Raw genomic sequence first — 22,910 nt, 5'->3', positions numbered from 1 at the left:
AGGATGTCGATCGCACGCATTGGGGACTACTCCCCTTCGACGCGTACGACTTTATGGGAGGACAGAAGGGAAAAGCAATTCATGGCTTTACTGTATTCTTTTATCAGCCAACCCTGAAAAAGAAGTTGGCCGCGCCCAACTCAGCGTTCGGGCGCGGCCGTGGAGAGGTCAGAGCGAGACGCCGACCATCACCGGCTCGTTGACGAGGCGGACTCCGAAGGCCTCCTCCACGCCGGCGCGCACCTCGCGGGCCAGGTCCAGCAGGTCCTCGGTGGTGGCCCCGCCGGGGTTGGTCAGCGCCAGGGTGTGCTTGCCGGAGATGCGGGCGGGACCGGCCCCGTACCCCTTGCCGAACCCGGCCCGGTCGATCAGCCAGGCCGCGGACAGCTTGACGTTTCCCAGGCCGTCGGGGTGGCCGGGCACCTCCGCGTCGGCGCCCAGGCGGGCGGCGGCCCGCTCGCGCACGGCCGCGAACTCCTCGGCGGTGACCACCGGGTTGGTGAAGAAGGACCCCGCGCTGCGGGTGTCCGGGTCGTCGGGGTCCAGGACCATGCCCTTGCCCCTGCGCAGCCCCAGGACGGTCTCCCGCGCCCGCTCCAGCGGCACGCGGTCCCCCGCCTCGGCCCCCAGGGTGCGGGCCACCTCGGGGTAGGCGATCGGGCGGCTGAGCTTGGAGCGGTGCAGGGCGAAGGTCACCTCGCACACCACGTGGCGGTCATCGCCCTTGAAGACGCTGTCGCGGTAGGTGAAGCCGCACTCGGCGTTGGTCATCCGGCGCCGCTCGCCGGTGCGCCGGTCGTGGACGAGCACCTCGCGGATGGTCTGGCCGACGTCCTGGCCGTAGGCGCCCACGTTCTGGATGGGGGTGGAGCCGACCCGGCCGGGGACGCCCGACAGGAACTCCACGCCGCTCAGGCCCTCGGCGACGGCCCGCTCCACCAGCGGGTCCCACTCCACGCCCGCGTCGGCGCGCACCAGCACGACGGGCTCACCCGTCTCGTCGGCGCCCGCCTCCTCGAAGGACACCTCCTGGGAGTCCACCAGGACCACGGTCCCGGGGAACCCGGCGTCGGAGACCACGAGGTTGCTGCCGCCGCCCAGGACGAGGACGGGCTCGTCGGCGGCGTCGGCCGCGGCCACCGCGGCGACCAGCTCCTCGGTGGTGGCGGCCGTGCGGAACTCCCTGGCCGGGCCGCCCAGGCGCAGGGTGGTGTACTCGGAGAGTGTGCTCACGTCTACCTCGCCAGGCGCACGGTGGCCTTGGACTGCGCCAGGACCTTGGCGCCGCCGGAACGGGCGGTCAGCAGCACCGCGACGGTGCCGTCGTCGTTCTTGGCCCTCACCTTGCCCCCGACCGTGATCTCGGCGCCCTCGTCGTCGTCCGGGACGACCACGGGCGCGGAGAAGCGCACCGAGTAGTCGACGACACAGCCCGGGTCGCCCGCCCAGTCGGTGAGCACCCGCGCGGCCTCGGCCATGGTGAACATGCCGTGCGCGATCACGTCGGGCAGGCCCACGGACTTGGCGAAGCGCTCGTTCCAGTGGATGGGGTTGAAGTCGCCCGAGGCCCCCGCGTAGCGGACCAGGTCCAGGCGGCGGACCGGGAAGGTCCGCTCGGGCAGCTCGGTGCCGACCTCGACGTCGGCGTGGCGCAGCCTGCTCATTCCTCTCCTCCCCGCACGACGAGCATCATCGTGGCGGTGACCACGTGCGCGCCGTCGGCGTCGTCGGCCACGGTCTCCAGGGTGAGCAGCTCGTTGCCGCCCAGGGACTTGACGCCCGTGATGCGGGTGACACTGCTGAGGAGGTCGCCCGCGTGCAGCGGGCGGCTGTAGTGGAAGCCCTGGTCGCCGTGCACGACCCGGGAGAAGTCCACTCCCAGCGCGGGGTCGGCGATGGCCTGGGCCGAGCCCGCCATGCCGAGGATCACGGGGAAGGTGGGCGGGGCGACCACGTCGGGGTACCCGGCGGCCCGGGCCGCGGCGGGGTCGAGGTAGACCGGATGGGGGTCGTTGACCGCCTCGGCGAACTCCCGGATCTTGCCCCGGGTCACCTCGTAGGCCTCGGGCGCGGGGTACTCCCGGCCGAGGTAGTCAGGGTTGATCGCCACGCTCTCTCCTGTCGTGAAGGGGCCCGGAGACGCGAACGGCCCGGTGAGCGGATCGCTCACCGGGCCGGAAGTTCACGTGAACTGCCTCTGCGCCGTCGCACTCAGAGACGATCGCGCTCGAAGGGGCGCGGTCGGAGACTAGCGGGTCTCGCGGTGCTCGTTGTGCTTGCGGCAGTTCGGGCAGAACTTCTTGATCGCGAGACGGTCGGGGGTGTTCCGACGGTTCTTGCGGGTGATGTAGTTACGGTGCTTGCACTCCTGGCAGGCCAGGGTGATCTTCGGCCTCACATCTGTGGCAGCCACGTCGGAGTGCCTTTCTCGCTGGAAACAGTACAGAACGCCCGCGACGACCCCTGAGCCATGAGCCTCAGGGGTCAGCGGGTGGTAGCGGGGGCCGGACTTGAACCGACGACACAGCGATTATGAGCCGCTTGCTCTACCGACTGAGCTACCCCGCCCCGATCAACGGGAACAGCCCCATACGGGGCGCCCCGGTTCAGGTCGGCAGATCCTCCGCCGACCACCCACCTGAGTGGACCGGACGTCGTCAAGTGGTGGAGCCCCTTTACGGAATCGAACCGTAGACCTTCTCCTTACCATGGAGACGCTCTGCCGACTGAGCTAAAGGGGCGCGCTGCTGGGGCTTCCTTGTCGTCCGCCCCGGGGGCGTTACCCCCTTGCGCTGGTCATGACTATACAGGGATTCGGGGGTGCTCTGCCAAATCGGATGCCCCGCGCCCGCCCCCGAACGGAGAAACCCCTGCTCACAGGCGCTTCCGGTGCGGTGATGTGACTCAGACCGCACCGTCGGAGACCCACACGTTGGACATGGCGTCCCGGTTGATCGTGCGGATGTCCGCCGGCAGGCCCAGCCGGCGCAGGGCGTCGGACAGGCGGGTGTCGTGGGTGAACACGATCAGCTGCCGGTGCCTGCCCACCTCGGCCAGCACCGAGGACAGGCCCTCCACGGTCTCGGTGTCCATCGCCTGGACCGGGTCGTCCAGCACCAGGAAACCGAACGGGTTGCCCTCCACCAGCGTGCGCGGCAGGCAGATGGACAGCGCCAGGGCCTGGAACTCGCCCTGGCTCAGCAGACCTGGCGCGCTGGTCTGGTCCTCGACGCCGTCGACCGACACGTCCACCTCGACCCTGCGGCGGACGCCCCGGCCGGTCAGCCGCATGCCCTGGAGGTCGATGTGGCGCTCTTGGCGCAGCCGGTACCAGACCTGCTCGGCCTGTGTGGCGACCGGGCCCAGCCGCTCCGCCCGCAGGACGCGCGCCTGCTCCGACAGCCAGTTCAGAGCGGCCTCGGCCGCGTTCAGGGTGTCCCGCGCCGAGATCGCGTCCTGGGCGTCGTCCAGCCAGCCCGAGAGCTGCCCGGCCAGCTCCGCCCAGCCGCCCGTGGGGTCCTCCAGGCGCTCACTGGCGTCGCGGCGGGCACTCACCGCGGCCGCCCGCAGCTTGCGGCCGACCACCTCGATGTGCTCGGCCAACTCCCCCAGGTCGGTGATGTCCGCACCGGACTCCCACAGCGCCCACACCTGGCCCAGCTCGCTCTCCGGCGGCAGCCAGCCCGGCGCCGGCGACATCAGGAAGCGTGCCTGGTCCCTGGCCGCCTCGGCGCGGTCGTAGGCGGCCGCGACGACGGCCGCCTGCGGTCGCAGCGCCCGCAGCTGGGCGTTGGCCCGGCGCGTCCAGTCGGCTCCCAGGGGCGCGGAGCACGTGGGGCACTCGGTGTCCGTGGGATGCCGCTGGTGGTGTTCGAGGGCCTGCTCCAGGAGCCGGACCACCCCGTGGGCGCGGTCGCCCTTGCTGCCCGCGGCCATGGCGAGCTCCATGGACGCGCCCCGCAGCTCGTTGACCACGTCGGCCATCACCGTCCGCTCGGGCACCGACAGCCGTCTCAGGCGGCGCATGACCATGTGCAGGTCGGGGTCGCTGGGCCCGTCGTCGGCGGCGAGCCTGCGCAGGGCGTCCATGTCGAAGTAGGAGGACGTCAGGAGGCGCACGGCCTGGTCCGCCCGGGGGTCGCTGGACTCCCGGAGCCTGTCGAGCAGGTGGCGCAGCTCCCGTGAGGGCCGGTCGCGGCGCCTGACGAGTCCGTCGCACACCTTGGCCAGGCGGCGCTCGGCCTCCGCCAGGCTGCTCAGCCCCAGCAGGGAGGTCAGCGTGTCGTACAGCTCGGCGGAGCGCCCGCTCACCGTGCGGCCGAGCTCGTCGTAGGACAGGAAGGGCCGGTAGCGCACGAGGTTCTCGCCCCACTCCAGCGTCCGGAGCGACGAGACCTCGCCGCCCGGGTGGACGACCTCGCCCCGCGCGGAGCGAACGCTCTCGCCCGTCCACCTGCGGCTGATCCGGGTGGAGCCCGGGTCCCCGGCGATGTGGATGTCCACGGACGCCTCGGTGCGCTCGTCGTAGTGCAGGTTGCGCCAGCCGTCGCGCCAACCGGTGGGCATGGCGTCCCACCGGGGGTTGCGTCCGGTGAGGGCGGCCTCGGCGGCCTCGGCGAAGCTCGACTTGCCCGAGCCGTTGCGGCCCACGATCACCGTGAGGCCGGGACCGGCCCCGAAGGTGAGCTCGGCCGGGCGGCCGATGCCCCGGAAGCCCTGGACCCTGATGCCCGTCAGGTAGGCCCGGCGGATCCTGCTCGTGTCCGCCGGCTCGGGTTCCGGTTCGGGCACCTGCTCGCCCTTCAGGCGGGCCTCGAGCGCGTCGTCGCCCCACAGGGCCGCGGCGACCCAGGAGCGGATCTCGCGGGGGAGCCCGGAACGCGCCAGAGCGTCCAGGAGTGCCCTCCCGCCCTCGAACGTCTCGGTTACCCGAGTCACCTACGCCACCCCGCTCCTTCGTCGTTCCTGCACAAGCAGACTAAGGCGTGTTCGGTGGATGCTGCTCGTCGCTTGGAGGGCGCTGCGCGCGAAGCGCGGCCGTTGAGGGCGGTGGGAGGGAGACGGGCGGGCGTATCCGGTGGTGGCCTCGCAAGGCCGAGGAAGGAGCGCCCCTACTGTGCCTGCCTCGCGAGCTCGGCGGTGTCGCACAGCGGGGGCCCTCCTGGTTCGGCTGTCGACTGATGAGGACGCAGCGGGAGTTGTGCGGTGGAAAGAACTGCGCGAAGCGTCCGCTGAGGGTCGGTGGAGGGCGACGGGCGGGCGCGCAGCAGAGTATGTGTCCGCCGAACATGCCTTAGGACAGGCCGGGAGGAAGCGCTCGCCGAACACCCGGGGCGGGCTCCCCGCTCCGGCGCCTCCTACACCCCGACGAGGCGTCTCCTGCTGCCGTCCCACGTGAAGTGCAGGGTCGCGATGCCCGGCACGTTCGGGTCCCTCAGACACTCGTAGATGTTCAGGCTCGGCACGCTGGCGAAGCATCCCCACACCCGTTCCGACGTCAGGACGAAGTCCAGGTCCAGCTCCACCAGCAGACCGAGCAGGCGCCCGTGCGTGGGCTCGTCGACCTTGGCGAAGGCGTCGTCGAGCAGGATGAGCCTCGGCGCCCACGGAACACGCGCGGCCAGGGCGTCGAAGTGCGCGGCGGCGGCCGCGAACAGCACCAGGTAGGCCACCACCCGCTGCTCGCCCTGGCTGAGCGCCGTGCGGTGGCCCAGGCGCCGCTCCTCGCCCGCGGCGTCGGTCACGTACACCGTGAACGTGAACCAGGACCGGTAGTCCAGCGCGGCGCGCAGCTGCGCGCCGCCCGTGGCGGTGGGGTCCAGGCGGCGGATCGCCTCGATGCAGCGCCGCAGCGCGTCCCGCAGCCGTGTGGTCTGCACACGGGTGCGCTCCTCGGCCGGCGTGGCCAGGAGCGGCACGACCGCCTCCACGTCCGCGCCCGCGTCCGGGGCCAGCCGCCAGTCCAGGCGCACGCCGAGCCCGGCCGAGGTGGTGACGTCCTTGAGGACGTCGTTCATCGTCGCGATGAGGGCCCGGGCCTCGTCGATCTGGCGGGTCAGGTGGCCGGCCAGCTCGCCCAGCAGGTGCCGCTCGAAGGCCTCCTCCTCGGCGATCGCGACGGTCTCCTCGGCCCGGGTGACGGCGGTCGCGACCCGCTCGGCGTAGTCGGTGACGTCGTGGGCGCCCTCCTCGTCGTGCACGGTGAGGCGCTTGATGCCCCGGGGCTCGCTCATCTCGGTGCGGATCTGCGCCCAGCCCGTCGACGCGAGCAGGCGGTCGAGGTCCTCGCGGCTGCCCAGGATGGCGCTGTCGTCGATCTCCGCTCCGGCCTCCGGGTCGGTGAGCCCCTCCTCCACCTGGTCGACGAAGGCCTCCAGCAGGGCGAGCCGGACGTCCGGACCGGGAGGGGCCGCCTCGCCACGGGCGGCGAGGTAGGCGGCCAGGGGGGCGTCCCGCCCGGCGCGGGAATCCAGGCCGGCGGCACGCAGCAGCACCGTGTCGGGAACGTCCTCGCCCGCCGCGTCCTCCGTGGTGACCGCCGAGACCAGCCCGTCCCCCGACGCGAGCGCGCGGCGCACCTGCTCGGCCCTCTCCCGCGTCGCCACGGCCAGGCGCGCCTCCGCGCTGATCCGCTCGTCGCGGGCCCGCTGGGCGTCGCGTTCGAGTTCGGGCAGCCGCTGGGCGGCCTCCTCGGCCCGGGCCCTCACCTGGTCGCGCGCGGAGTCGAGCTGCTCGGGGGCCACGCCCCGCGCCCGGTCGCCGAGCTCGATCTGGCGGCGGACGGTGATCATGTCGTCGATGGCCGCCGCGCGGGCGTCCTCGGCCAGCACCCGGTCGGCCCGCGCGGCCCGCCACGTGGCGACGTGGTTCTCGTGGTCGGCCAGCTCCCAGGCCAGGACGTCCAGGTCCCGCAGCGCCGAGGCGATGAGCACGCGCAGGTGGTCCAGGGCGCGCAGGGCGCTGTCCAGCCCGGCGCGCGTGGTGGGCAGGTCCCGCTCCCACGGGGAGCCCTCCGACTCCTCGGCGCCGCCCACGGCGGCGGAGGCGCGCAGCCTCGTACGGATGTCGAGCAGCTCGGACCGGCAGGACTCCGCGGCGGCGCGCGCCACGTCGTGTGCGCGGCGGGCGGCGGCCACGTCCCCGCGGGCGACCTCCAGCGTGGCCCAGGCACGGATCAGCGGGGCCGGGTCGGGCAGGTCGCGGGAGACCTCCATGAGTTCGGCGTAGGAGTGCTCGACCGCCCAGCGGCGCTCGCCCGCCTCGGCGAGCAGGGCCTCGGCGATCGCCATCCGGCGGTCGGTGTTGGCCGACTTCCGGTCACGGGCGCGCTTGCGGGCGGCCTCGCCGATGTACTCGGGTTCGCTCTTGTGGTGGGCGCCGGAGGCGACGCCCAGGCGCCAGCTCCCGGAGAGGGACACGGCGCTGGACAGGACGACGGTGCCCTGGCTGTCCCGGCGGTGCCTGGGCTGCTCGGTGTCCGGGGAGCCGTGGCCCTCACGGCGGTGCCTGGCGTCGTTGTCGGTCTCCTCGCCCCGGGACCGCTCCATCTCGGCGTCCGAGTACAGCGCCACGGAGGACAGCAGGGCCCGCAGCCCGTCCTGGTCGACGGCGCGGCCGGGCCCCGGACCGGAGGCGGCGGCCGGGACGAGGACGTCGAGCAGCGTCCGCCCCCTGAACGGCCTCGACAGCGCCGGGACCGGAACCGGGGAGACCACCAGGTCCCGCGTCATCGGGTCGTGGAGGGTCCCGTCGGCGCGCACCCACCCGGCCAGCAGCCCGCTGGCCTCCAGCGCCGCCTCCAGTCCGGCCTGCTCGCGCGTGCTGAGCCCCTCCGCGAAGTCGACGACCGCGTACAGCGGGGCGCCGTCCCCCGCGGACCGCGGGTGGGTGGCCCAGGAGGGGCGCTCGGGGGCGTGCTCGGTGTTCCTCGTCCGCCGGTCCGCCAGCTCGGCGAGTTCGTCGGAGAGCTGGCCCTCCTCGCCCACCGCCACGTCGCGGCGGGAGCGCAGCTCCTCCAGCAGGGGGTCCACGGCCGCGTACGCGAGGCGGGCGACCGTGGCGGGCACGTCCGGGTCCAGGACGCGCAGGGAGTCGTTGATGGGCAGTTCGACGCTGCCCTCCAGCTCGTGGATGGCCTCGCCCAGGGCGTGCGCGTGGCTGGAGTCCCGCAGCCGCGCGGCCCACGCCCGGACGCCCTCCGCGTAGGCGGCGCTCTCCCGCCGCACCCCGTCGACGGCGTCCCGCTCGCGTGTGTGGGCCTGTTCGAGCGCGGCGTCGGCGCCCTCTGCCTCGCTCGTCAGGGCGACCAGGCGGCGGTCGGCCTCGGCCTCGGCGGACGTGAGCCCGGTCAGGCGGGTGACCAGGTCGGTCCGGTCGGTGGCGCGTCCGGCGATCCCCGTGAGCCGGTCGTGGAGGCGTCCCAGGCGGTCGCGCAGGCCGTCCAGGTCGATGCCCTCCACGGGTTCGCGCTCGACGGCCTGCTCCAGCCCCTGCAGGTCCACCCGCGTGGTGCTCTCGCGCGGCGCGTGGACGGTGAGGACCGGGTCCGGAACGGCGCCGAGGACACCGGGGTCGATCCCCGCGGCCGTGGCCGCGCGCGAGGCCTCGGCGTGGGTCTGGCGCAGCACGTCCAGTGCGCGCTCGACCGTGTCGGAGTCCTCTTCCAACCGCTCGACGGCGTGCCGTTCCACCCGCTCGGCGTGCTCGGCGGCGAACCAGGCGGCCTCCGCCGCGCGGATGTAGGCGCCCACGGCGGCGTCGTAGGCGCGGCGCTCGTTGCCGGTGGCCGCGGCGGCGCCGTCCTGGGCGGTGGCGAGGGTCCCGTCGTCGGCCCGGGCGGTGTCGCGGGTGCGGCGGGCCTGGTCGCGCTCCTCGGAGATCTGGCTCTCCGCCGTGATGAGGCGGTCGAGTTCGGCGCGCAGCCGTTCGGTCTCCTCCGTGCGGTGCGCGGCGGCGTCGATCTGCTCGCGCGCCTCGGTGACCCGCGCGCGCAGCGCGTGGACCAGGTAGCCCCGGTAGTCCTCCAGGAAGGCGGTGACGCCCGTCCGGGCCTCGGCGAGGGCGTCCTTGTCGGAGCGGGCCTGCTCCAGGTCGGCGATGTTGCGGGCGACCTCGTCCAGGACGGACTCGTCCATGGGCGGCAGCGCCTCGGACAGGACCCCTACGAGCTCACCGGCCTCCAGGCGGTCGCCGATGGTGGGACGGCGCAGCCGGTAGAGCAGGTGGATGAGGTTGCGGTAGCGGACGGAGTCGTCGATGCCGAACAGGTCGTGCATCACCCGGGCGCGGTAGGGGACGGCGCTGGTGAAGCAGTTGTCGGTGCCGATCTCCGAGCGGAGGCGGTCCACGGGCTTGGGGCGGCCGTCGGTGACCAGGTCGAGGTCGTGGCCGACCCGGCGCTCGGTGACGAAGAACACGCAGCGCGGGTCGGAGTCGCCCACCGCCATGACGGCGGCGCCCAGTGTCAGGTGGCGGGGCGGGGCGCCGGGGTCGCGGGGCTCCTCCCGGCCCGCGTCGTGCTCCGCGTCGGCCGCGGTGCCGGCGGCGCTCGCGGCGAGCAGCGCGGAGGCGCTCCTGGGGCCCGTGTCGGCCCGTGCCGCGGCGTCGAGTCCGCGTTCGCCGCGCTCGGTGGTGAACTCCACCCACAGGTAGCCGAGCCGGGTGGCGGGACCGGTGCTCCCGTCGTCGGCGGCCGAGTCCTCCCCGTCCACGGCGTCCTCATCGGACTCGGGGCCGCCGAGCAGGTCGGGGCCGGTCTCCTCGGAGGCGGGGAGGCGGCCCGCGTCGGAGCCCTCGGCCATCAGCCAGCGCAGGCTGGTCCTGTTGGTCCCGGTGGTGTCCAGCCGGCGCACGTCCCCGTCCAGCAGGAACGGGAGCAGCATCTCCAGGGCCTTGGACTTGCCCGCGCCGTTGCGGCCGCGCAGCAGCAGCCGTCCCTCCGCGAAGTCCAGGACGTGGTCGTCGTACTGCCAGACGTTGCGGATGCCCGCGCGTTCGAGGCGGTAGCGGGGGACGCCGTGGGAGGCACGGGGCCCGCCGGCGGGGGCTTCAGCCGGAACCGTCGCCGTTTCCGCCCCCGGGGCCTGGCTGGTCTCCTGTGTCACCACTGGACGCGCTCACCTTCTCGTTCGCCACCGCTTGCAGCACGGACGCCACCCGGCTCAGATCGCCCTGGGGATCGGCGGGAGCCTCGGGCGCGGGGCCGTCACCGGAACCACGTGTCTTGTCGGGTCGTGTCCGGCCGTGTAGGTCATTGTCCTGGATCGGCGGGACGTACTCGTCCGCTTCGCTCCCGTACCGGGCGGCCGCGGCGGTGAGCCGCCAGTGCCCGGGGCCGCCGCGCAGCAGCCCGAGGCCCGACAGCAGGGCCAGCACCCGTTCCCGGAGCCGCGCGGGGTCGGGCACCTCGGGTCCGGCGGTGCGGGCCCACTCGGCCCGCGCGGGGGCGTCCACGCCGCAGAGGGCCTCCAGGGCGGTGTCCATCTCCCGTTCGGGGACGGGGACGGAGGTGGCGGGCCGACCGGGATGCAGGCGGCCGGAGAGGTGCCGGACCAGGGACAGGGCCACCTGGCCGACCGGGTCGTCCGAGGGGAAGGCGGGGCGGGCCCCGGCCTCGTCGGGCATCACGAGGGCGACGCCCTCGGCACGGATCTCGGTGTCGCAGCCGAGCAGGTTGCCCAGCGCGGCGGCGGCCCGCCACTGGTGCGCGGCGAGGCGGTCGCGCTGCCGGTCGGGAAGCTCCTCGCGGTAGACGACGGCGGTCTCGGCGAGGAGGCGGCGCAGGACGGTCTCACCCTGCTGGTCGCCGTCGGGGTCGGCGTCGGAGGCGGCCGCGAGGAAGGAGTCCTGGTCGTCGTCGGCGCGGGGCAGGTGGGCGGCGACCGAGCGAAGGACCTGTGTGCGCGGGAGCAGGTGCGGGTCGGCCGCGGGATCGGCCTGGTGGTCGGCGATGGCGCCGGAGGTCTCGGTGAGGGCCCCGAGCCCCGCCAGGTGCCGCAGGGCGGCGCAGAAGGCGCGGCGCTCGCCGAGGCTCCGCGCCGGATCGGCGTCGATTCCGGCCTCGTGCGCGGCGGAGCGGACCTGGTCGGCCAGCCGCAGGACCGTGGTGGGGCCCTGCTCCTCGACCAGGACGGCCAGGGCCAGGGCGAGGTAGGTGTGCGTGCGCGGGGTGAAGGGCGCCCCGGTCGGGCGCGTGAGGGGCCGCGCGGTCTCCGTGGCCGGGCCCCTCTTGACCAGGCGGGCGTGGTCGGCGGCGACGGTCAGCCGGTAGCCGAGCACGCGTTGGAACCTCTGGATGAGCCACTCGGCGTGGGAGCGCACGAGGGGGAACTCCGCCGGGTGGGTGCGCTCGGTGAGCAGGGGGTGCGCCAGCAGGGCGCGGGCCGCGGCCTGGCGCTCCCCGATGAGCGCGGCGTCCTCGCTGTAGGCGTTCGTCTCCATCACCCCCACGACCGGGACCGGTTCCCGGACAGGTCGAGTGGACCCGTGGTCTCGGCGTCCGGGTCCGGTCCAGGGAGGTTACCGGTGGGTTCGGGGTCTTCGGCAGGGGTCTCGGGGAAACCTTCGGCGCCTGGTTCCCCGGTGTCCGTTCCGGAGGGTTCCTCCTGGTCAGCCGGATACACCCGGGCGGGTGGAGCCTCCGGGTCCTCCAGGGCCTGCGGGGGGAGCGGATCCGTGAGGGGGTCGAAGGGGGCCGGGGCCCGAGGCGTGGAGCCCTCCCCTGGGTCCTCCTCCCCGGGGGCGTCGTCCGAGGGGCCGTCGCCGGTGCTCCCGGCGGCCTCCTCGACGGTGTGCTGGTCGTAGGCGGTGACGCACAGGCGCAGCCCCTCCAGGGTCAGTTCGCCGCCCTCGCCCTGGATGGTGACCCCGGCGCCCGGGGCGGTGATGACGTGCAGGCGCAGTGAGAACTCCAGGTCTCCCGCCGACGTGGAGTGCCTGCTGGCGTCGCCGGAGCCGAGCGCCGCGGTGAGGAGTTCCATGAGGACCTCCATCCCGGCGCCGGACAGGTCCAGGCGGGCGCGGTCGCCGGTGGGCTCGGTGAGCAGGGCGCGGATCTGCGCGGCGCCGGCGCGGCGCCAGTGCGCGGAGGACTCGGCCGCGTCGCGCAGGCGGGCCTGCTGGGCGCGGTGGTCGCGGACCGGCTCGGGCAGCCGGGTGCCGGGACGCTCGATGACGGTGCTGCGGTCGGGGTCTGCCTGCCACCAGCTGGTGGTGGCGGCGACGCCCTCGTCCACGCGTCCCTCCAGGTGGAGGGCGGGGTGCAGGGCGTAGGCGGCGGTGGCGAGGGCGTCGGCCCCGTCGGGATCCGCCTCCTCGAACCAGGTGGCCAGGCGCAGCAGGGCGGCGCGGCCGTGCCGCGGCGCCGGTCGGCCTCCGGTGCCCTGTGCGTCGTCCGCGCGGTTGTCCGTCCGCTGGTTGAGTCCCACAACTCAGCAGACTAGAGACCTCCCGGGCGCGCCACGCCCGTTTCGGCACCGTCTGGCCCTGCTGAGAGGGCCGTGTCACCCGTTCTGATCAGGCGTTATGTTCTTTTGAGGAACTTTGGCATGATTCTGCGAAGCCGTGACGGAGGCGAACCTCACCTTCACCGGGCACGCACGCCCCCGGATCCGTCGCCGCGCCGGAGTTCACTCGGAGGGCGGTAGCGACAGGCGCCCGTCGTCGGCCTCCTGCATCGCCTGGCGCGTCTTCGCCGACATGTCGCCGTAGTCGGTGATCGTGTAGGTGGAGAAGAAGGTGCCGCCGCCGACCTCCACCGGGTCCCCCAGCTCGACCTCGACGTCGTAGGGGTCCTCCTGGCAGCCCGTCTCCAGGCACCAGGTCCCCGACACCCCGCCCTCGCCGTGCGCGACCTCGTCCGACCACTCGCTCCACTCCATGTCGGAGAAGGTGGTGAACTCCGTGGCGACGTAGTCGGTGGGACGCAGGTCGGGGAACCCGTCCTCGTCGCCGTAGCGGTTGAAGACGTAGGTCCCCTCCTCTCCGGTGGCCTCGTCCCCCGGACTGTCCTGCTCCCCCTCCACGGGTTCCTGGTTCTCCTCGACCGTGGGCTCCTCACCCGGGGTGCCGGTCGCCGACGGGTCGCCGCCCTCCTCCTGCCGGCTCTGCTCGGCCTCCGGACTGGGGGCGGGCAGGTCGGGCGGAGCCACCTGCTCGCCGCAGGCCGTGACCGCCAGCAGTAGTGCCGCCCCGGTCAGGATCGTGCGCCTCATCTGGCCTCTCTCCTCCTCTTTCGGTCCCTCTCGGGCCACCGGCCCCCTGTGGTCGCGGGCCCCGCGCCCGGACCCCGGATCCGCCTACCCGCGACCCGTCACCCCATGTGTCCGGCTGGGCGACGGGCGGTGGGCCCGGAGCCGCGACAAGGCCCCCCGGCAGGATGCCGGGGGGCCTACGGACCATGTGCTCCGTCACTGCGGGACCGGAGGCCCCACCACCCGGAGGTGGCCAGTGACCGTGGCCGTTGTCGTCCTCACCCTCGTGGCCGTCCTAGCCCGCGTTGGTCCATTGGGGACCGTTGACGCAGTCGCCGGCGGTCTGCGGCGACAGGATCGGCACGTTGACCGCTCCCAGGCCGACGGACAGCTCGGTGTTGCAGAGCTGGATCGGGACCAACTGCAGGTTCTGGTTGAACTGCTGGTCCCCACCGTGCGTACCGGCGGAGGCGGGCGAGGCGGCGAGCATCATGCCCAGGGCGGCACCGGCGATCGCGGTGGCCGCTGTGAACCTGCGCAGCATGCTGTCCCCTAGTCGATGTTGGTGCTGATCGGGCCGTTGACGCAGTCGCCGGTGGTCTGCGGCGACAGGACCGGCACGTTGACCGCGGCCAGGATGCCCACGACGATCTCCGAGTTGCAGAGCTGCACGGGAACGGCCTGCAGGTTCTGGTTGTACTGCTGGTCCCCGCCGTGCGTACCGGCGGAGGCCGGCGTGGCGGCCAGAACGGTGCCCAGGGCGATCCCGGCCACAGCCGCGGCCGTGGTGAGCTTGCGCAGCATGTCGGGATCTCCTAGTCGATGTTGGTGCTGATCGGGCCGTTGACGCAGTCGCCGGTGGTCTGCGGCGACAGGACCGGCACGTTGACCGCGATCAGGCCGACGACGGCCTCCGTGTTGCAGAGCTGCACGGGAATGGCCTGCAGGTTCTGGTTGTACTGCTGGTCGCCGCCGTGCGAACCGTGGTGGCCTCCACCGGCGAAGGCCGGGGAACCGGAGAGAACGACACCGAAAGCAGCACCAGCGACGAGGCCGGCAACACCGAGCTTACGCAGCATTGAATTACCCTTCGAAAAAGTTTGAGATATTGTCTCGGTCGGACGGATTGCCGGAACTAGCTGATGTTGGTGCCGACAGGGCCGTTCACGCAGTCACCGGTGGTCTGCGGCGACAGGATCGGGATGTTGACCGCGACCAGGCCGACGCTGGCCTCCAGGTTGCAGGACTGGATCGGAACCAGCTGCAGGTTCTGGTTGAACTGCTGGTCACCACCGTGCGAACCACTGGCGTGAGCGGGAGCTCCCATGAGGAGAGCGCCCATCGCGGCACCGGCGACCAGGCCAGCAGCGGCCATCTTCTTGATCATGTTTCCCCCGAGAATCGGATACGAGGATTGACAGAAAAAGACGCAGGCGCTTCTTGCACCTGTGTCGCGGTGGACTGGGGCAATCATCATCCGCCCCCCGGTTTTTGTCAACGCCGAAACTCGGAAAGCAATTTGTCCAGATTGTCGCGAGGATTCTTTTCGCGTCGGCCACAAATGGATATATTGGATCTCTTTTTGCACGACCCACGCAAAGGACTGACTTCCATCCAGACCGGGCCCTGAACGGCGAAGCGGACACACCACACGCCATCCACACAGTCGCGACCGCCACCCAGTCCGCGGATCGCCTGAGGGAAGGGCGAAACCGCAGTTCAGAGCCCTCTGGAGCGCACACCCCGCCCGCGGGCCGTCCGCCCCCGGACGGCAAAAACGTCGTTACCGGCCCGTGTCCCGAACGCGACAGACACGCGATCGGCCGAATCCCGGAAGCGGCCCGGCCCTGATCCGGAACACACGCGCCCTCCGCCGACCGGTGCGGATGTGACACACGTCTCCCCGGTCGGGAGCACGGCCGTGGCCCGGCCGGCGGGCACCCCGGACACGACGAGGCCCCGGCACCTGATGGTGCCGGGGCCTCGTTCCCCAGTGTGGCAGGTCAAGGATTCGAACCTTGGAAGGCTAAGCCGACGGATTTACAGTCCGCTCCCATTGGCCACTCGGGCAACCTGCCTGGGCTGCGGCGACGTGTTCGTCGCGGCGCACCACCGAGAATAGCGGATGATCCGCCCGAACCTGAAATCGGTTCTTCGGGGCGCGCCCCGAACAGGCGCTTCGGCAGCCTGAGCAGGGCGCGGCTAAGCTCTGAGGTCCTGCCCGCACCGGGGTCCGGAGCGGGCCGACAAGACCCACGCGGGTGCCCCCGGGCGCCCGCGACCCATGATGACTAGCGGGGTGTGAGCGAACGTGGCCGCCGAATCCAGTTTCGACGTCGTGTCCAAACTCGACCGTCAGGAGGTCGACAACGCCCTGAACCAGACCGGCAAGGAGTTGGCCCAGCGGTTCGACTTCAAGGGCACCGGTACCACCATCGCCTGGCAGGGCGATGACGGGATCGAGATCAAGGGCAACTCCGAGGAGCGGGTCAACGCCGCGATGGAGGTCTTCAAGGAGAAGCTGGTCAAGCGCAAGCTCTCCCTGAAGATCCTGGACCCCGCCGACGAGCCCCGCCCCTCCGGCAAGGAGTACCGCCTTCCCGTCAGCCTCAAGGAGGGCATCACCTCCGAGGACGCCAAGAAGATCTCCAAGCTGATCCGCGACGAGGGGCCCAAGGGCGTCAAGGCCCAGATCCAGGGCGACGAGCTGCGCGTCAGCGCCAAGAAGAAGGACGACCTCCAGTCGGTCCAGAACCTCATCAAGGAGAAGGACTTCGACCTGGCGCTCCAGTTCGTCAACTACCGGTAGCGACGACCGAACGGCCGCCCGCCTCCCCGGTGGGCGGCCGTCGCCGTGTCCGGCGGCCCTCGCCGTGCCTATCCGCCCAGGTCCCACTCACGCCGCAGCCGACGCAGCCGGCGGACGCGCTCGGTGGTGGGCGGGTGGGCGGCGAAGAGGCGGCCCACACCGCACGGGAACGGGTTGGTGGTCATCAGGTGGGCCGAGGCCAGCAGGCTGCGCTCCCGGGGCAGCGGGTACCGGTACGTGCCCGCCTCCAGCTTGCTCAGCGCGTCGGCCAGCCCCTCGGGGTCCCCCGTCATCCTCGCGGCCTGCTCGTCGGCCCGGAACTCGCGCCGGCGCCCCACCCCGAAGTGGACGACCAGCGCCGCGAGGGGCGCCAGCAGCACCAGCATCAGACCGCCCAGCAGGTTGGGCATGTCGGTCTCCTCCGACTCCCCGAGCGGGAGGAGGAACGCGACCGCCGACATGGCCGCGATGACCGCGGTCAGGGTGGCCGCCACCGAACTGATCAGGGTGTCGTGGGAGCGGATGTGCGCCAGCTCGTGGGCGATCACCCCGCGCAGCTCGCGCTCGTCCAGAGCGCTCAGCAGTCCCGTGGTGCAGCACAGGGCGGCGCGGCGCGGGCTGCCGCCGGTGGCGAAGGCGTTGGGCGAGCGCACGGGCGACAGGTACAGCTTCGGCATCGGCTGCCTCGCCGCGGTGGCCAGCTCACGGACGATCCGGTACAGCTCGGGCTGCTCGATCTCGCTGACCGGACGGGCCCGCATCGCACGCAGTGCCAGGGACTCGCCGAAGAGGTAGACCAGCACCCCGGCGCACACCACCAGGGTCGCGGAGAACTGGGCGCCCTTCTCGGCGCCGCACAGCCAGCCGACCGCGACGACGAGTACCGCGACACCGACGAACAGACCGATCGCACGGACCACGTTGACGTGCACGCCGCCACCTCCTCGCTCAGCCGACCACGGATGCGTATACATGGTGACAAACGTGCGGGTCGGCATCCCGCGTTCCCCGTGCGGCCGGCCACCGGTCACATCCCCGGCCCCGGCCTCCCCCGCGCCCCGCCGGTTCCTCCTCCGTCCCGCGGCGCTTCCGCCCCGGATCCCAGCGCATCCGCCCCTGTCGGCCCCATCGCACGTGTGAGAATCGCCACCCGGCCGCCGCCCCGGCACCCCCGACGACCTATAGTGCGAGCGTGGCTCTCATCACTCCGCTCACCAGGCCGTCGGGACTCCGCCCCCTCGGCCGGATGTGCGGATGGCCGTGTCGTTGAAGGCCGACTCCTTCGCGACCCGGCCGTCGCGGCACGACCACACCGCGCGAGACCGGGTTGGCGCATCCGGCGATCGCGAGGGCCGCGAACGCTGTCCCCAGGTCCCCGAACCAGACATCCGTCCCACGGCGGTACGGTCCGGTCGGGGGCTGACACCCGAGCGCCGCCGCCCTTCACGACCGGCGGCTCACCAAGGAGGTCGTCGATCTCAGTGGCCAAACAGATCGAACAACTCGACCGCGTCGTCATCCGCTTCGCCGGTGACTCCGGCGACGGCATGCAGCTGACCGGTGACCGCTTCACACAGGAGACGGCGTCGTTCGGCAACGACCTGTCGACCCTGCCGAACTTCCCCGCGGAGATCCGCGCGCCCTCCGGAACGCTTCCCGGAGTGTCCAGCTTCCAACTGCACTTCGCCGACCACGACATCATGACCCCGGGTGACGCCCCGGACGTGCTGGTGGCGATGAACCCGGCGGCGCTCAAGGTCAACCTGGGCGACCTGCCCAGGGGTGCCACCGTGATCGTCAACACCGACGAGTTCACCAAGCGCAGCCTGACCAAGGTGGGGTACACGGTCGACCCGCTCACGGACGGGACCCTGGACTCGTTCAAGGTGAGCGCGGTGCCCCTGACCTCCATGACGGTGGAGGCGCTGGCCGGCGTGGACATCTCCAAGAAGGACGCGCAACGGGCGAAGAACATGTTCGCCCTGGGCCTGCTGTCCTGGATGTACAACCGGCCGACCGAGGGGACGACCTCGTTCCTGAAGTCGAAGTTCTCCGCCAAGCCCGACATCCTCGCCGCGAACCTGACCGCGTTCCAGGCCGGGTGGAACTTCGGTGAGACCACCGAGGACTTCGCGGTCTCCTACGAGATCAAGCCCGCCAGGCTCCCGGCGGGCACCTACCGCAACATCACCGGCAACCTGGCCACCGCCTACGGCCTGATCGCCGGATCCAGGCGGTCGGGTCTGCCGCTGTTCCTGGGCTCGTACCCGATCACCCCGGCCTCGGACATCCTGCACGAGCTGTCCAGGCACAAGCAGTTCGGTGTGCGCACGTTCCAGGCCGAGGACGAGATCTCCGGTGTGGGCGCCGCCCTGGGCGCGTCCTTCGGCGGGTCCCTGGGGGTGACCACCACCTCCGGTCCGGGCATGGTGCTCAAGCAGGAGACCGTGGGGCTGGCGGTGATGACCGAGCTTCCGCTGGTGGTCATCGACGTGCAGCGCGCCGGGCCGAGCACCGGCATGCCGACCAAGACCGAGCAGACCGACCTGCTCATGGCCCTGTACGGGCGCAACGGCGAGTCCCCGGTACCGGTGGTGGCGCCCGCCTCGCCCGCCGACTGCTTCGACGCCGCGCTGGAGGCGGTCCGGATCGCGGTGCGCTACCGCACGCCGGTGGTCGTGCTCTCCGACGGGTACCTGGCCAACGGGTCGGAGCCCTGGCGGTTGCCGGAGGTGTCCGACCTGCCGGAGATCGATCCCGGGTTCGCGACCGAGCCGAACGGGGAGGAGGGGGACTTCCTGCCCTACCTGCGCGACGAGGAGACGCTCGCCCGCCCGTGGGCGGTGCCGGGCACGGCCGGCCTGGAGCACCGGATCGGCGGCATCGAGAAGCACGCGCGCAGCGGTGACATCTCCTACACGCCGTCCAACCACGACCTGATGGTGCGCACGCGCCAGGCCAAGATCGACGCGATCGCCCGGGACATCCCCGAGGTGGAGGTGGACGACCCCGGCGGGGAGGCCGACGTCCTGGTACTGGGCTGGGGCGGCACGTACGGCTCGATCACCGCGGCGGTGCGCCGTGTGCGCCGCGCGGGCGGCCGGGTGGCGCAGGCACACCTGCGGCACCTGAACCCGTTCCCGGCCAACCTCGGCGAGGTTCTGCGCCGCTACGAGCGGGTGGTGGTCCCCGAGATCAACCTGGGCCAGCTGTCGCTGCTGCTGCGGGGCAGGTTCCTGGTCGACGTCATCGGTTACAACAAGGTCCGCGGCCTGCCTTTCAAGGCCGAGGAACTCGCGGACGTGCTGCAGGAGGTCATCGACCGTGACTGAGAACGCGACGGGGCACGGCCCCGGCCCGGGCGGCCACGACCACGGCGGCCCGGAGGACGGGGCCGGCACCCTGGGGGGCCTGCGCCTGGTGCCCAAGGGCGACACCGCGTACAAGATGAAGGACTTCAAGTCCGACCAGGAGGTGCGCTGGTGCCCGGGGTGCGGCGACTACGCGATCCTGGCCGCCTTCCAGTCCTTCCTGCCCGAGCTGGGCGTGCCGCGCGAGAACATCGTCATGGTGTCGGGGATCGGCTGCTCCTCCCGCTTCCCCTACTACCTGAGCACGTACGGCATGCACTCGATCCACGGGCGCGCCCCGGCGATCGCGACCGGCCTGGCCACCAGCCGCCCGGACCTGTCGGTGTGGGTGGTGACCGGTGACGGCGACGGGCTGTCCATCGGCGGCAACCACCTCATCCACGCGCTGCGCCGCAACGTCAACATCAACGTCCTGCTGTTCAACAACCGGATCTACGGGCTGACCAAGGGCCAGTACTCCCCCACCTCCGAGGCCGGGAAGATCACGAAGTCCTCGCCGGTGGGCTCGCTGGACCACCCGTTCAACCCCGTGTCGCTGGCGCTGGGCGCGGAGGCCTCGTTCGTGGCCCGCACGGTCGACTCCGACCGCAAGCACCTCACCTCGGTGCTGCGTGCGGCGGCCGACCACCCGGGCGCCTCGTTCGTGGAGATCTACCAGAACTGCCCGATCTTCAACGACGACGCGTTCGAACCGCTGAAGGACCCGGCGGCGCGCGACACCCGCCTGCTGCGCATGGAGCACGGCGAGCCGCTGCGGCTGGGCTCCGACCGGGGCGTGGTCGCCGGGGAGTTCGGCGGCCTGGAGGTCGTGGACGTGGACTCGGTGGGCGAGGACCGGCTGATCCGGCACGACGCGCACCGCGAGGACCCGGGATACGCGTTCGCGCTGTCGCGTCTGGACCTCCCGGCGTTCGAGCACGTGCCGATCGGGGTGTTCCGGGACGTGCGCCGCCCCACCTACGACGACCTGCTGAACGAGCAGGTCGCCGACGCCCGCGCCGAGCGCGGCGACGGCGAGCTGGCCGCCCTGCTGGGCAGCGGGGACACCTGGACCGTCGAGTAGGACCGGAGCCGGGCTCCGCGCGGGGCCGAGAGGCCGTGCGCGGAGCCCGGAGCGCTCCTCCCGCCGCCGGGGTCGCGCCCCGGTTCCCGGCCGCCGAGGGCATACGCTTCTCCCATGCGTATCGTCATCGCCGGGGGACACGGGAAGATCGCGCTGCGGCTGGCCAGGCAGCTGGCCGACCGCGGTGACGAGCCCGTCGCCCTCATCCGCAACCCCGACCACTCCCAGGACGTGGTCGCCGCCGGCGCCGAGCCGGTCGTGATCGACCTGGAGAAGGCCACCGTCACCGAACTGGCCGAGAAGGTCATGAACGCCGACGGCGTCGTGTTCGCCGCGGGCGCGGGCCCGGGCAGCGACGCGGCCCGCAAGGAGACCGTGGACCACAAGGCGGCCGTGCTGACCGCCGACGCCGCCTCGCTGGCGGGTACGCGCCGCCTCGTGCAGGTGTCGGCCATCAACGTGGACGAGCCGGTGCCCGAGGGCACCGACCCCCGCGGAGCTTGGGCGGCCTACGTGGAGGCCAAGCGCGCCGCCGACGCCGACCTGCGCGAGCGCGGGCTGGAGCTGGACTGGACGATCCTGCGTCCGGGGCGGCTGACCGACGACCCGGGCACCGGGAGGGTGGCGCTGGGCTCCGACGTCGAGCGCGACTCCGTGACACGTGAGGACGTGGCCTCGGTGATCGTCGCCCTTCTGGACGAACCGGGGACGGTCGGGAAGGTTCTCAACCTGGTGAACGGAGAGACGCCCGTCGTCGAGGCCGTCCGCGCCGCCGCCTCCTGACCGCCCGCCGGGCGCCTCACGGGGAGGGCGGCCGTTCGGGCTCTGTGGCCAGACGCGCCCGCAGGGGGCATCATGGTTGCGGAGCCCGGCGGAGTCCCCGCCACTGTGGACGCGGATGACCGGGTAACGGCTCGACGGGTACGGCAAGCTCCACGCAGAGCAGATGGGTACGGTTATTCATGAGCGTCACGCAGGTCGTGAGGGACAGCACGGTCGTCGAGCATGCCAAGGTCGCCGCGCAGCAGAAGCGCCGGATGTTCATCATCCAGTTGGAGGTGAACGCCTACGACGAGCCCTCCAGCAAGCTGCGTCCCGGGCTGACCCGCATCCTGGAGGGGATCGAGGAGGCCGGCTGGCGCCTGGACCTGATCACCCCGGGCGAGGAGGGCGACAAGCCCGCACGCCTGTTCATCTTCCGCCCTGACCCGGACGGCAAGAAGGACGGGCCCGAGGCGCCCCCACAGGAGCCCTCGGGCCAACAGCAGCCCTACCAGCACCAGCCGACGGGGGCGCAGCAGCAGGACCCGTACGGGGGGTACGGCCAGCAGCCCGGGTACGGGCAGCAGGGCTATGGCCAGCAGGGTTACGGGCAGCAGTACCCGGGATACGACCAGCAGCAGTACCCCGGGTACGGACAGCAGCCCGGCTACGGTCAGCAGCCGGGGTACGGTCAGCAGCCCGGCTACGGGCAGCAGTACCCGGGGTACGGCCAGCAGCAGGGCTGGTAGACCCGGCACCGGCCCCCGTGGGTTGAGCGTCCGCCCGCCCCGGGGACGCCGTCCGGACACGGACACGGACACGGGGCGGGGCCTCCTCCCCCGCGGAAGTACCGTCGAGACACAGGGCCCGCATGGTTCATCACCATGCGGGCCCTTTTGTATGTCCGATGTCGGATAATCACCGGTTCCGATGCATTCGCCAGATACGGGTTATCGCCGTGCTTTCGGTTAAGTAACGCGGTGACGCTTCGAAGTGATGACATGTCCGTCATGTCCCCTACGAAGCCGAGGAAAACCCAAGGAAACTCTGGATCCTTCCTCGAAAGTACTCCAAGCACGCCCATCATTACGCTAAGTTATTTACGGCGGCTACAGCCAGCCCGTTTTGAACTTCCGAAAGGCAAGAAGAATGTCCCGTATCGCCAAGGTTTCCGGCTTCGTCCTCGCCACCGGCCTCGCCTTCGGTGCCATGACCGGCACCGCCGCGGCGGACAACAACGCCGAGATCCAGAACATCACGATCCCGATCTGCCTGGACGTCCTCAAGGCCTCCGGCGTCAGCGGCGGCGACTGCAACGTCGTGAACTGGGACTCCACGAGCGGCATCGCCGTCGACGACTAGGACCGGCTCCGCTCACGTATCCAGTCTGTCACCACGGGACCCACAAGGTCCCTTCAGCATCAACGATCACACCACGAACCGAAAAGGACCAACACCATGAAGCGTTTCGCCTCCGTCTCCGGCCTCATCCTCGCCACCGGCCTCGCCTTCGGCGCCATGACCGGACCCGCCGCTGCGGACAACAACGCCGAGATCCAGAACGTCACCGTGCCGATCTGCGCCGAGGTGCTCGCCTTCTCCGGCCTGAGCGGCGGCGACTGCAACGTGGTCTCCAAGGACGTCACCTCCGGCATCGTCGCCATGGACTAGTAGTCCGTGCTCTCCTAGGGACTCCGCTCCATCCCGTGTTCGGG

Annotated in this window: 21 protein-coding genes and 3 tRNA genes; 7 read left to right on the top strand and 17 right to left on the bottom strand. The window is 72.0% G+C overall.

Annotated features, from left to right (window positions below):
• Nucleotides 1–168: 168 nt before the first annotated feature.
• The 16 genes from NOSIN_RS25400 to NOSIN_RS25325 all read right to left on the bottom strand — a co-directional run bounded on the left by NOSIN_RS25400 (nucleotide 169) and on the right by NOSIN_RS25325 (nucleotide 15,268).
• Nucleotides 169–1,233, bottom strand: a complete 1,065-nt coding sequence (locus tag NOSIN_RS25400; RefSeq protein WP_077693143.1) for a UDP-N-acetylmuramate dehydrogenase — start codon at nucleotides 1,231–1,233, stop codon at nucleotides 169–171.
• A 2-nt stretch (nucleotides 1,234–1,235) separates the two neighbouring features.
• Entirely contained in the window at nucleotides 1,236–1,664 is a 429-nt protein-coding gene (locus NOSIN_RS25395; RefSeq protein WP_077693142.1) for a MaoC family dehydratase, read from the bottom strand.
• Nucleotides 1,661–2,110, bottom strand: a complete 450-nt coding sequence (locus tag NOSIN_RS25390; protein WP_077693141.1) for a MaoC family dehydratase N-terminal domain-containing protein — start codon at nucleotides 2,108–2,110, stop codon at nucleotides 1,661–1,663. Before NOSIN_RS25390 ends, NOSIN_RS25395 begins: the two co-directional genes overlap by 4 nt.
• A 138-nt stretch (nucleotides 2,111–2,248) precedes the next feature.
• Nucleotides 2,249–2,413 carry a 50S ribosomal protein L33 gene (rpmG, locus tag NOSIN_RS25385; protein ID WP_077693140.1) on the bottom strand — a complete coding sequence of 55 codons (165 nt, stop codon included), beginning with the start codon at nucleotides 2,411–2,413 and terminating at the stop codon, nucleotides 2,249–2,251.
• A 79-nt stretch (nucleotides 2,414–2,492) separates the two neighbouring features.
• Nucleotides 2,493–2,568, bottom strand: a tRNA-Met gene (locus tag NOSIN_RS25380).
• Nucleotides 2,569–2,665: 97 nt separating this feature from the next.
• Nucleotides 2,666–2,741: transfer RNA gene (locus tag NOSIN_RS25375), tRNA-Thr, on the bottom strand.
• Between the two features lie 163 nt (nucleotides 2,742–2,904).
• A complete protein-coding gene (locus NOSIN_RS25370; protein WP_077693139.1) occupies nucleotides 2,905–4,938 on the bottom strand; it encodes an ATP-binding protein in 2,034 nt (677 codons plus the stop codon).
• Between the two features lie 419 nt (nucleotides 4,939–5,357).
• Nucleotides 5,358–10,106 carry an SbcC/MukB-like Walker B domain-containing protein gene (locus tag NOSIN_RS25365; protein WP_077693138.1) on the bottom strand — a complete coding sequence of 1,583 codons (4,749 nt, stop codon included), beginning with the start codon at nucleotides 10,104–10,106 and terminating at the stop codon, nucleotides 5,358–5,360.
• On the bottom strand, nucleotides 10,048–11,439 hold the full coding sequence (locus NOSIN_RS25360; RefSeq protein WP_077693773.1) for a TIGR02678 family protein: 1,392 nt from the start codon (nucleotides 11,437–11,439) through the stop codon (nucleotides 10,048–10,050). Before NOSIN_RS25360 ends, NOSIN_RS25365 begins: the two co-directional genes overlap by 59 nt.
• Nucleotides 11,439–12,425 (bottom strand): DUF2397 family protein, encoded by a 987-nt coding sequence (locus NOSIN_RS25355; protein ID WP_077693137.1) that lies wholly within the window; start codon nucleotides 12,423–12,425, stop codon nucleotides 11,439–11,441. The genes NOSIN_RS25360 and NOSIN_RS25355 overlap by 1 nt, the downstream gene beginning before the upstream one ends.
• 201 nt (nucleotides 12,426–12,626) lie before the next feature.
• The gene (locus tag NOSIN_RS25350; protein ID WP_077693136.1) at nucleotides 12,627–13,211 is read right to left on the bottom strand and encodes a hypothetical protein; all 585 of its coding nucleotides are present in this window, start codon (nucleotides 13,209–13,211) and stop codon (nucleotides 12,627–12,629) included.
• 274 nt (nucleotides 13,212–13,485) lie between these two features.
• Nucleotides 13,486–13,734, bottom strand: coding sequence for a hypothetical protein (locus tag NOSIN_RS25345; protein WP_077693135.1), 249 nt, complete (start codon nucleotides 13,732–13,734; stop codon nucleotides 13,486–13,488).
• An 8-nt stretch (nucleotides 13,735–13,742) separates the two neighbouring features.
• Entirely contained in the window at nucleotides 13,743–13,994 is a 252-nt protein-coding gene (locus NOSIN_RS25340; RefSeq protein WP_077693134.1) for a hypothetical protein, read from the bottom strand.
• Nucleotides 13,995–14,005: 11 nt separating this feature from the next.
• Nucleotides 14,006–14,269 carry a hypothetical protein gene (locus NOSIN_RS25335; RefSeq protein WP_077693133.1) on the bottom strand — a complete coding sequence of 88 codons (264 nt, stop codon included), beginning with the start codon at nucleotides 14,267–14,269 and terminating at the stop codon, nucleotides 14,006–14,008.
• A 56-nt stretch (nucleotides 14,270–14,325) separates the two neighbouring features.
• Nucleotides 14,326–14,577, bottom strand: a complete 252-nt coding sequence (locus NOSIN_RS25330; protein WP_077693132.1) for a hypothetical protein — start codon at nucleotides 14,575–14,577, stop codon at nucleotides 14,326–14,328.
• Nucleotides 14,578–15,186: 609 nt separating this feature from the next.
• Nucleotides 15,187–15,268 (bottom strand) — tRNA-Tyr (locus NOSIN_RS25325).
• Between the two features lie 233 nt (nucleotides 15,269–15,501).
• Between NOSIN_RS25325 and NOSIN_RS25320 the strand changes: the two genes are divergently transcribed.
• Nucleotides 15,502–15,999, top strand: a complete 498-nt coding sequence (locus tag NOSIN_RS25320) for a YajQ family cyclic di-GMP-binding protein (protein WP_077693131.1) — start codon at nucleotides 15,502–15,504, stop codon at nucleotides 15,997–15,999.
• Between the two features lie 68 nt (nucleotides 16,000–16,067).
• On the opposite strand, the gene NOSIN_RS25315 is transcribed toward NOSIN_RS25320, so the two are convergent.
• Nucleotides 16,068–16,931, bottom strand: a complete 864-nt coding sequence (locus NOSIN_RS25315) for a M48 family metalloprotease (protein WP_077693130.1) — start codon at nucleotides 16,929–16,931, stop codon at nucleotides 16,068–16,070.
• 549 nt (nucleotides 16,932–17,480) lie between these two features.
• Between NOSIN_RS25315 and NOSIN_RS25310 the strand changes: the two genes are divergently transcribed.
• The 6 genes from NOSIN_RS25310 (at nucleotide 17,481) to NOSIN_RS25285 (ending at nucleotide 22,866) form a co-directional block, all read left to right on the top strand.
• Nucleotides 17,481–19,331, top strand: coding sequence for a 2-oxoacid:acceptor oxidoreductase subunit alpha (locus NOSIN_RS25310; RefSeq protein WP_077693129.1), 1,851 nt, complete (start codon nucleotides 17,481–17,483; stop codon nucleotides 19,329–19,331).
• Nucleotides 19,324–20,433 (top strand): 2-oxoacid:ferredoxin oxidoreductase subunit beta, encoded by a 1,110-nt coding sequence (locus NOSIN_RS25305; protein WP_171986637.1) that lies wholly within the window; start codon nucleotides 19,324–19,326, stop codon nucleotides 20,431–20,433. The genes NOSIN_RS25310 and NOSIN_RS25305 overlap by 8 nt, the downstream gene beginning before the upstream one ends.
• A 114-nt stretch (nucleotides 20,434–20,547) precedes the next feature.
• On the top strand, nucleotides 20,548–21,216 hold the full coding sequence (locus tag NOSIN_RS25300) for an SDR family oxidoreductase (protein WP_077693128.1): 669 nt from the start codon (nucleotides 20,548–20,550) through the stop codon (nucleotides 21,214–21,216).
• A gap of 179 nt (nucleotides 21,217–21,395) precedes the next feature.
• A complete protein-coding gene (locus tag NOSIN_RS25295) occupies nucleotides 21,396–21,944 on the top strand; it encodes a hypothetical protein (RefSeq protein ID WP_077693127.1) in 549 nt (182 codons plus the stop codon).
• Between the two features lie 400 nt (nucleotides 21,945–22,344).
• Complete coding sequence (locus NOSIN_RS25290; RefSeq protein ID WP_077693126.1) at nucleotides 22,345–22,557, top strand: hypothetical protein; 213 nt, start codon at nucleotides 22,345–22,347, stop codon at nucleotides 22,555–22,557.
• A gap of 96 nt (nucleotides 22,558–22,653) precedes the next feature.
• Complete coding sequence (locus NOSIN_RS25285; protein ID WP_077693125.1) at nucleotides 22,654–22,866, top strand: hypothetical protein; 213 nt, start codon at nucleotides 22,654–22,656, stop codon at nucleotides 22,864–22,866.
• Nucleotides 22,867–22,910 lie beyond the last annotated feature (44 nt).

The sequence above is a fragment of the Nocardiopsis sinuspersici genome (assembly GCF_001998325.1).
In the GTDB taxonomy this organism is placed as follows: Bacteria; Actinomycetota; Actinomycetes; order Streptosporangiales; family Streptosporangiaceae; genus Nocardiopsis; species Nocardiopsis sinuspersici.
Note: the sequence above shows the minus strand (reverse complement) of the source record. Positions and strands in the feature narration are given on the sequence as shown.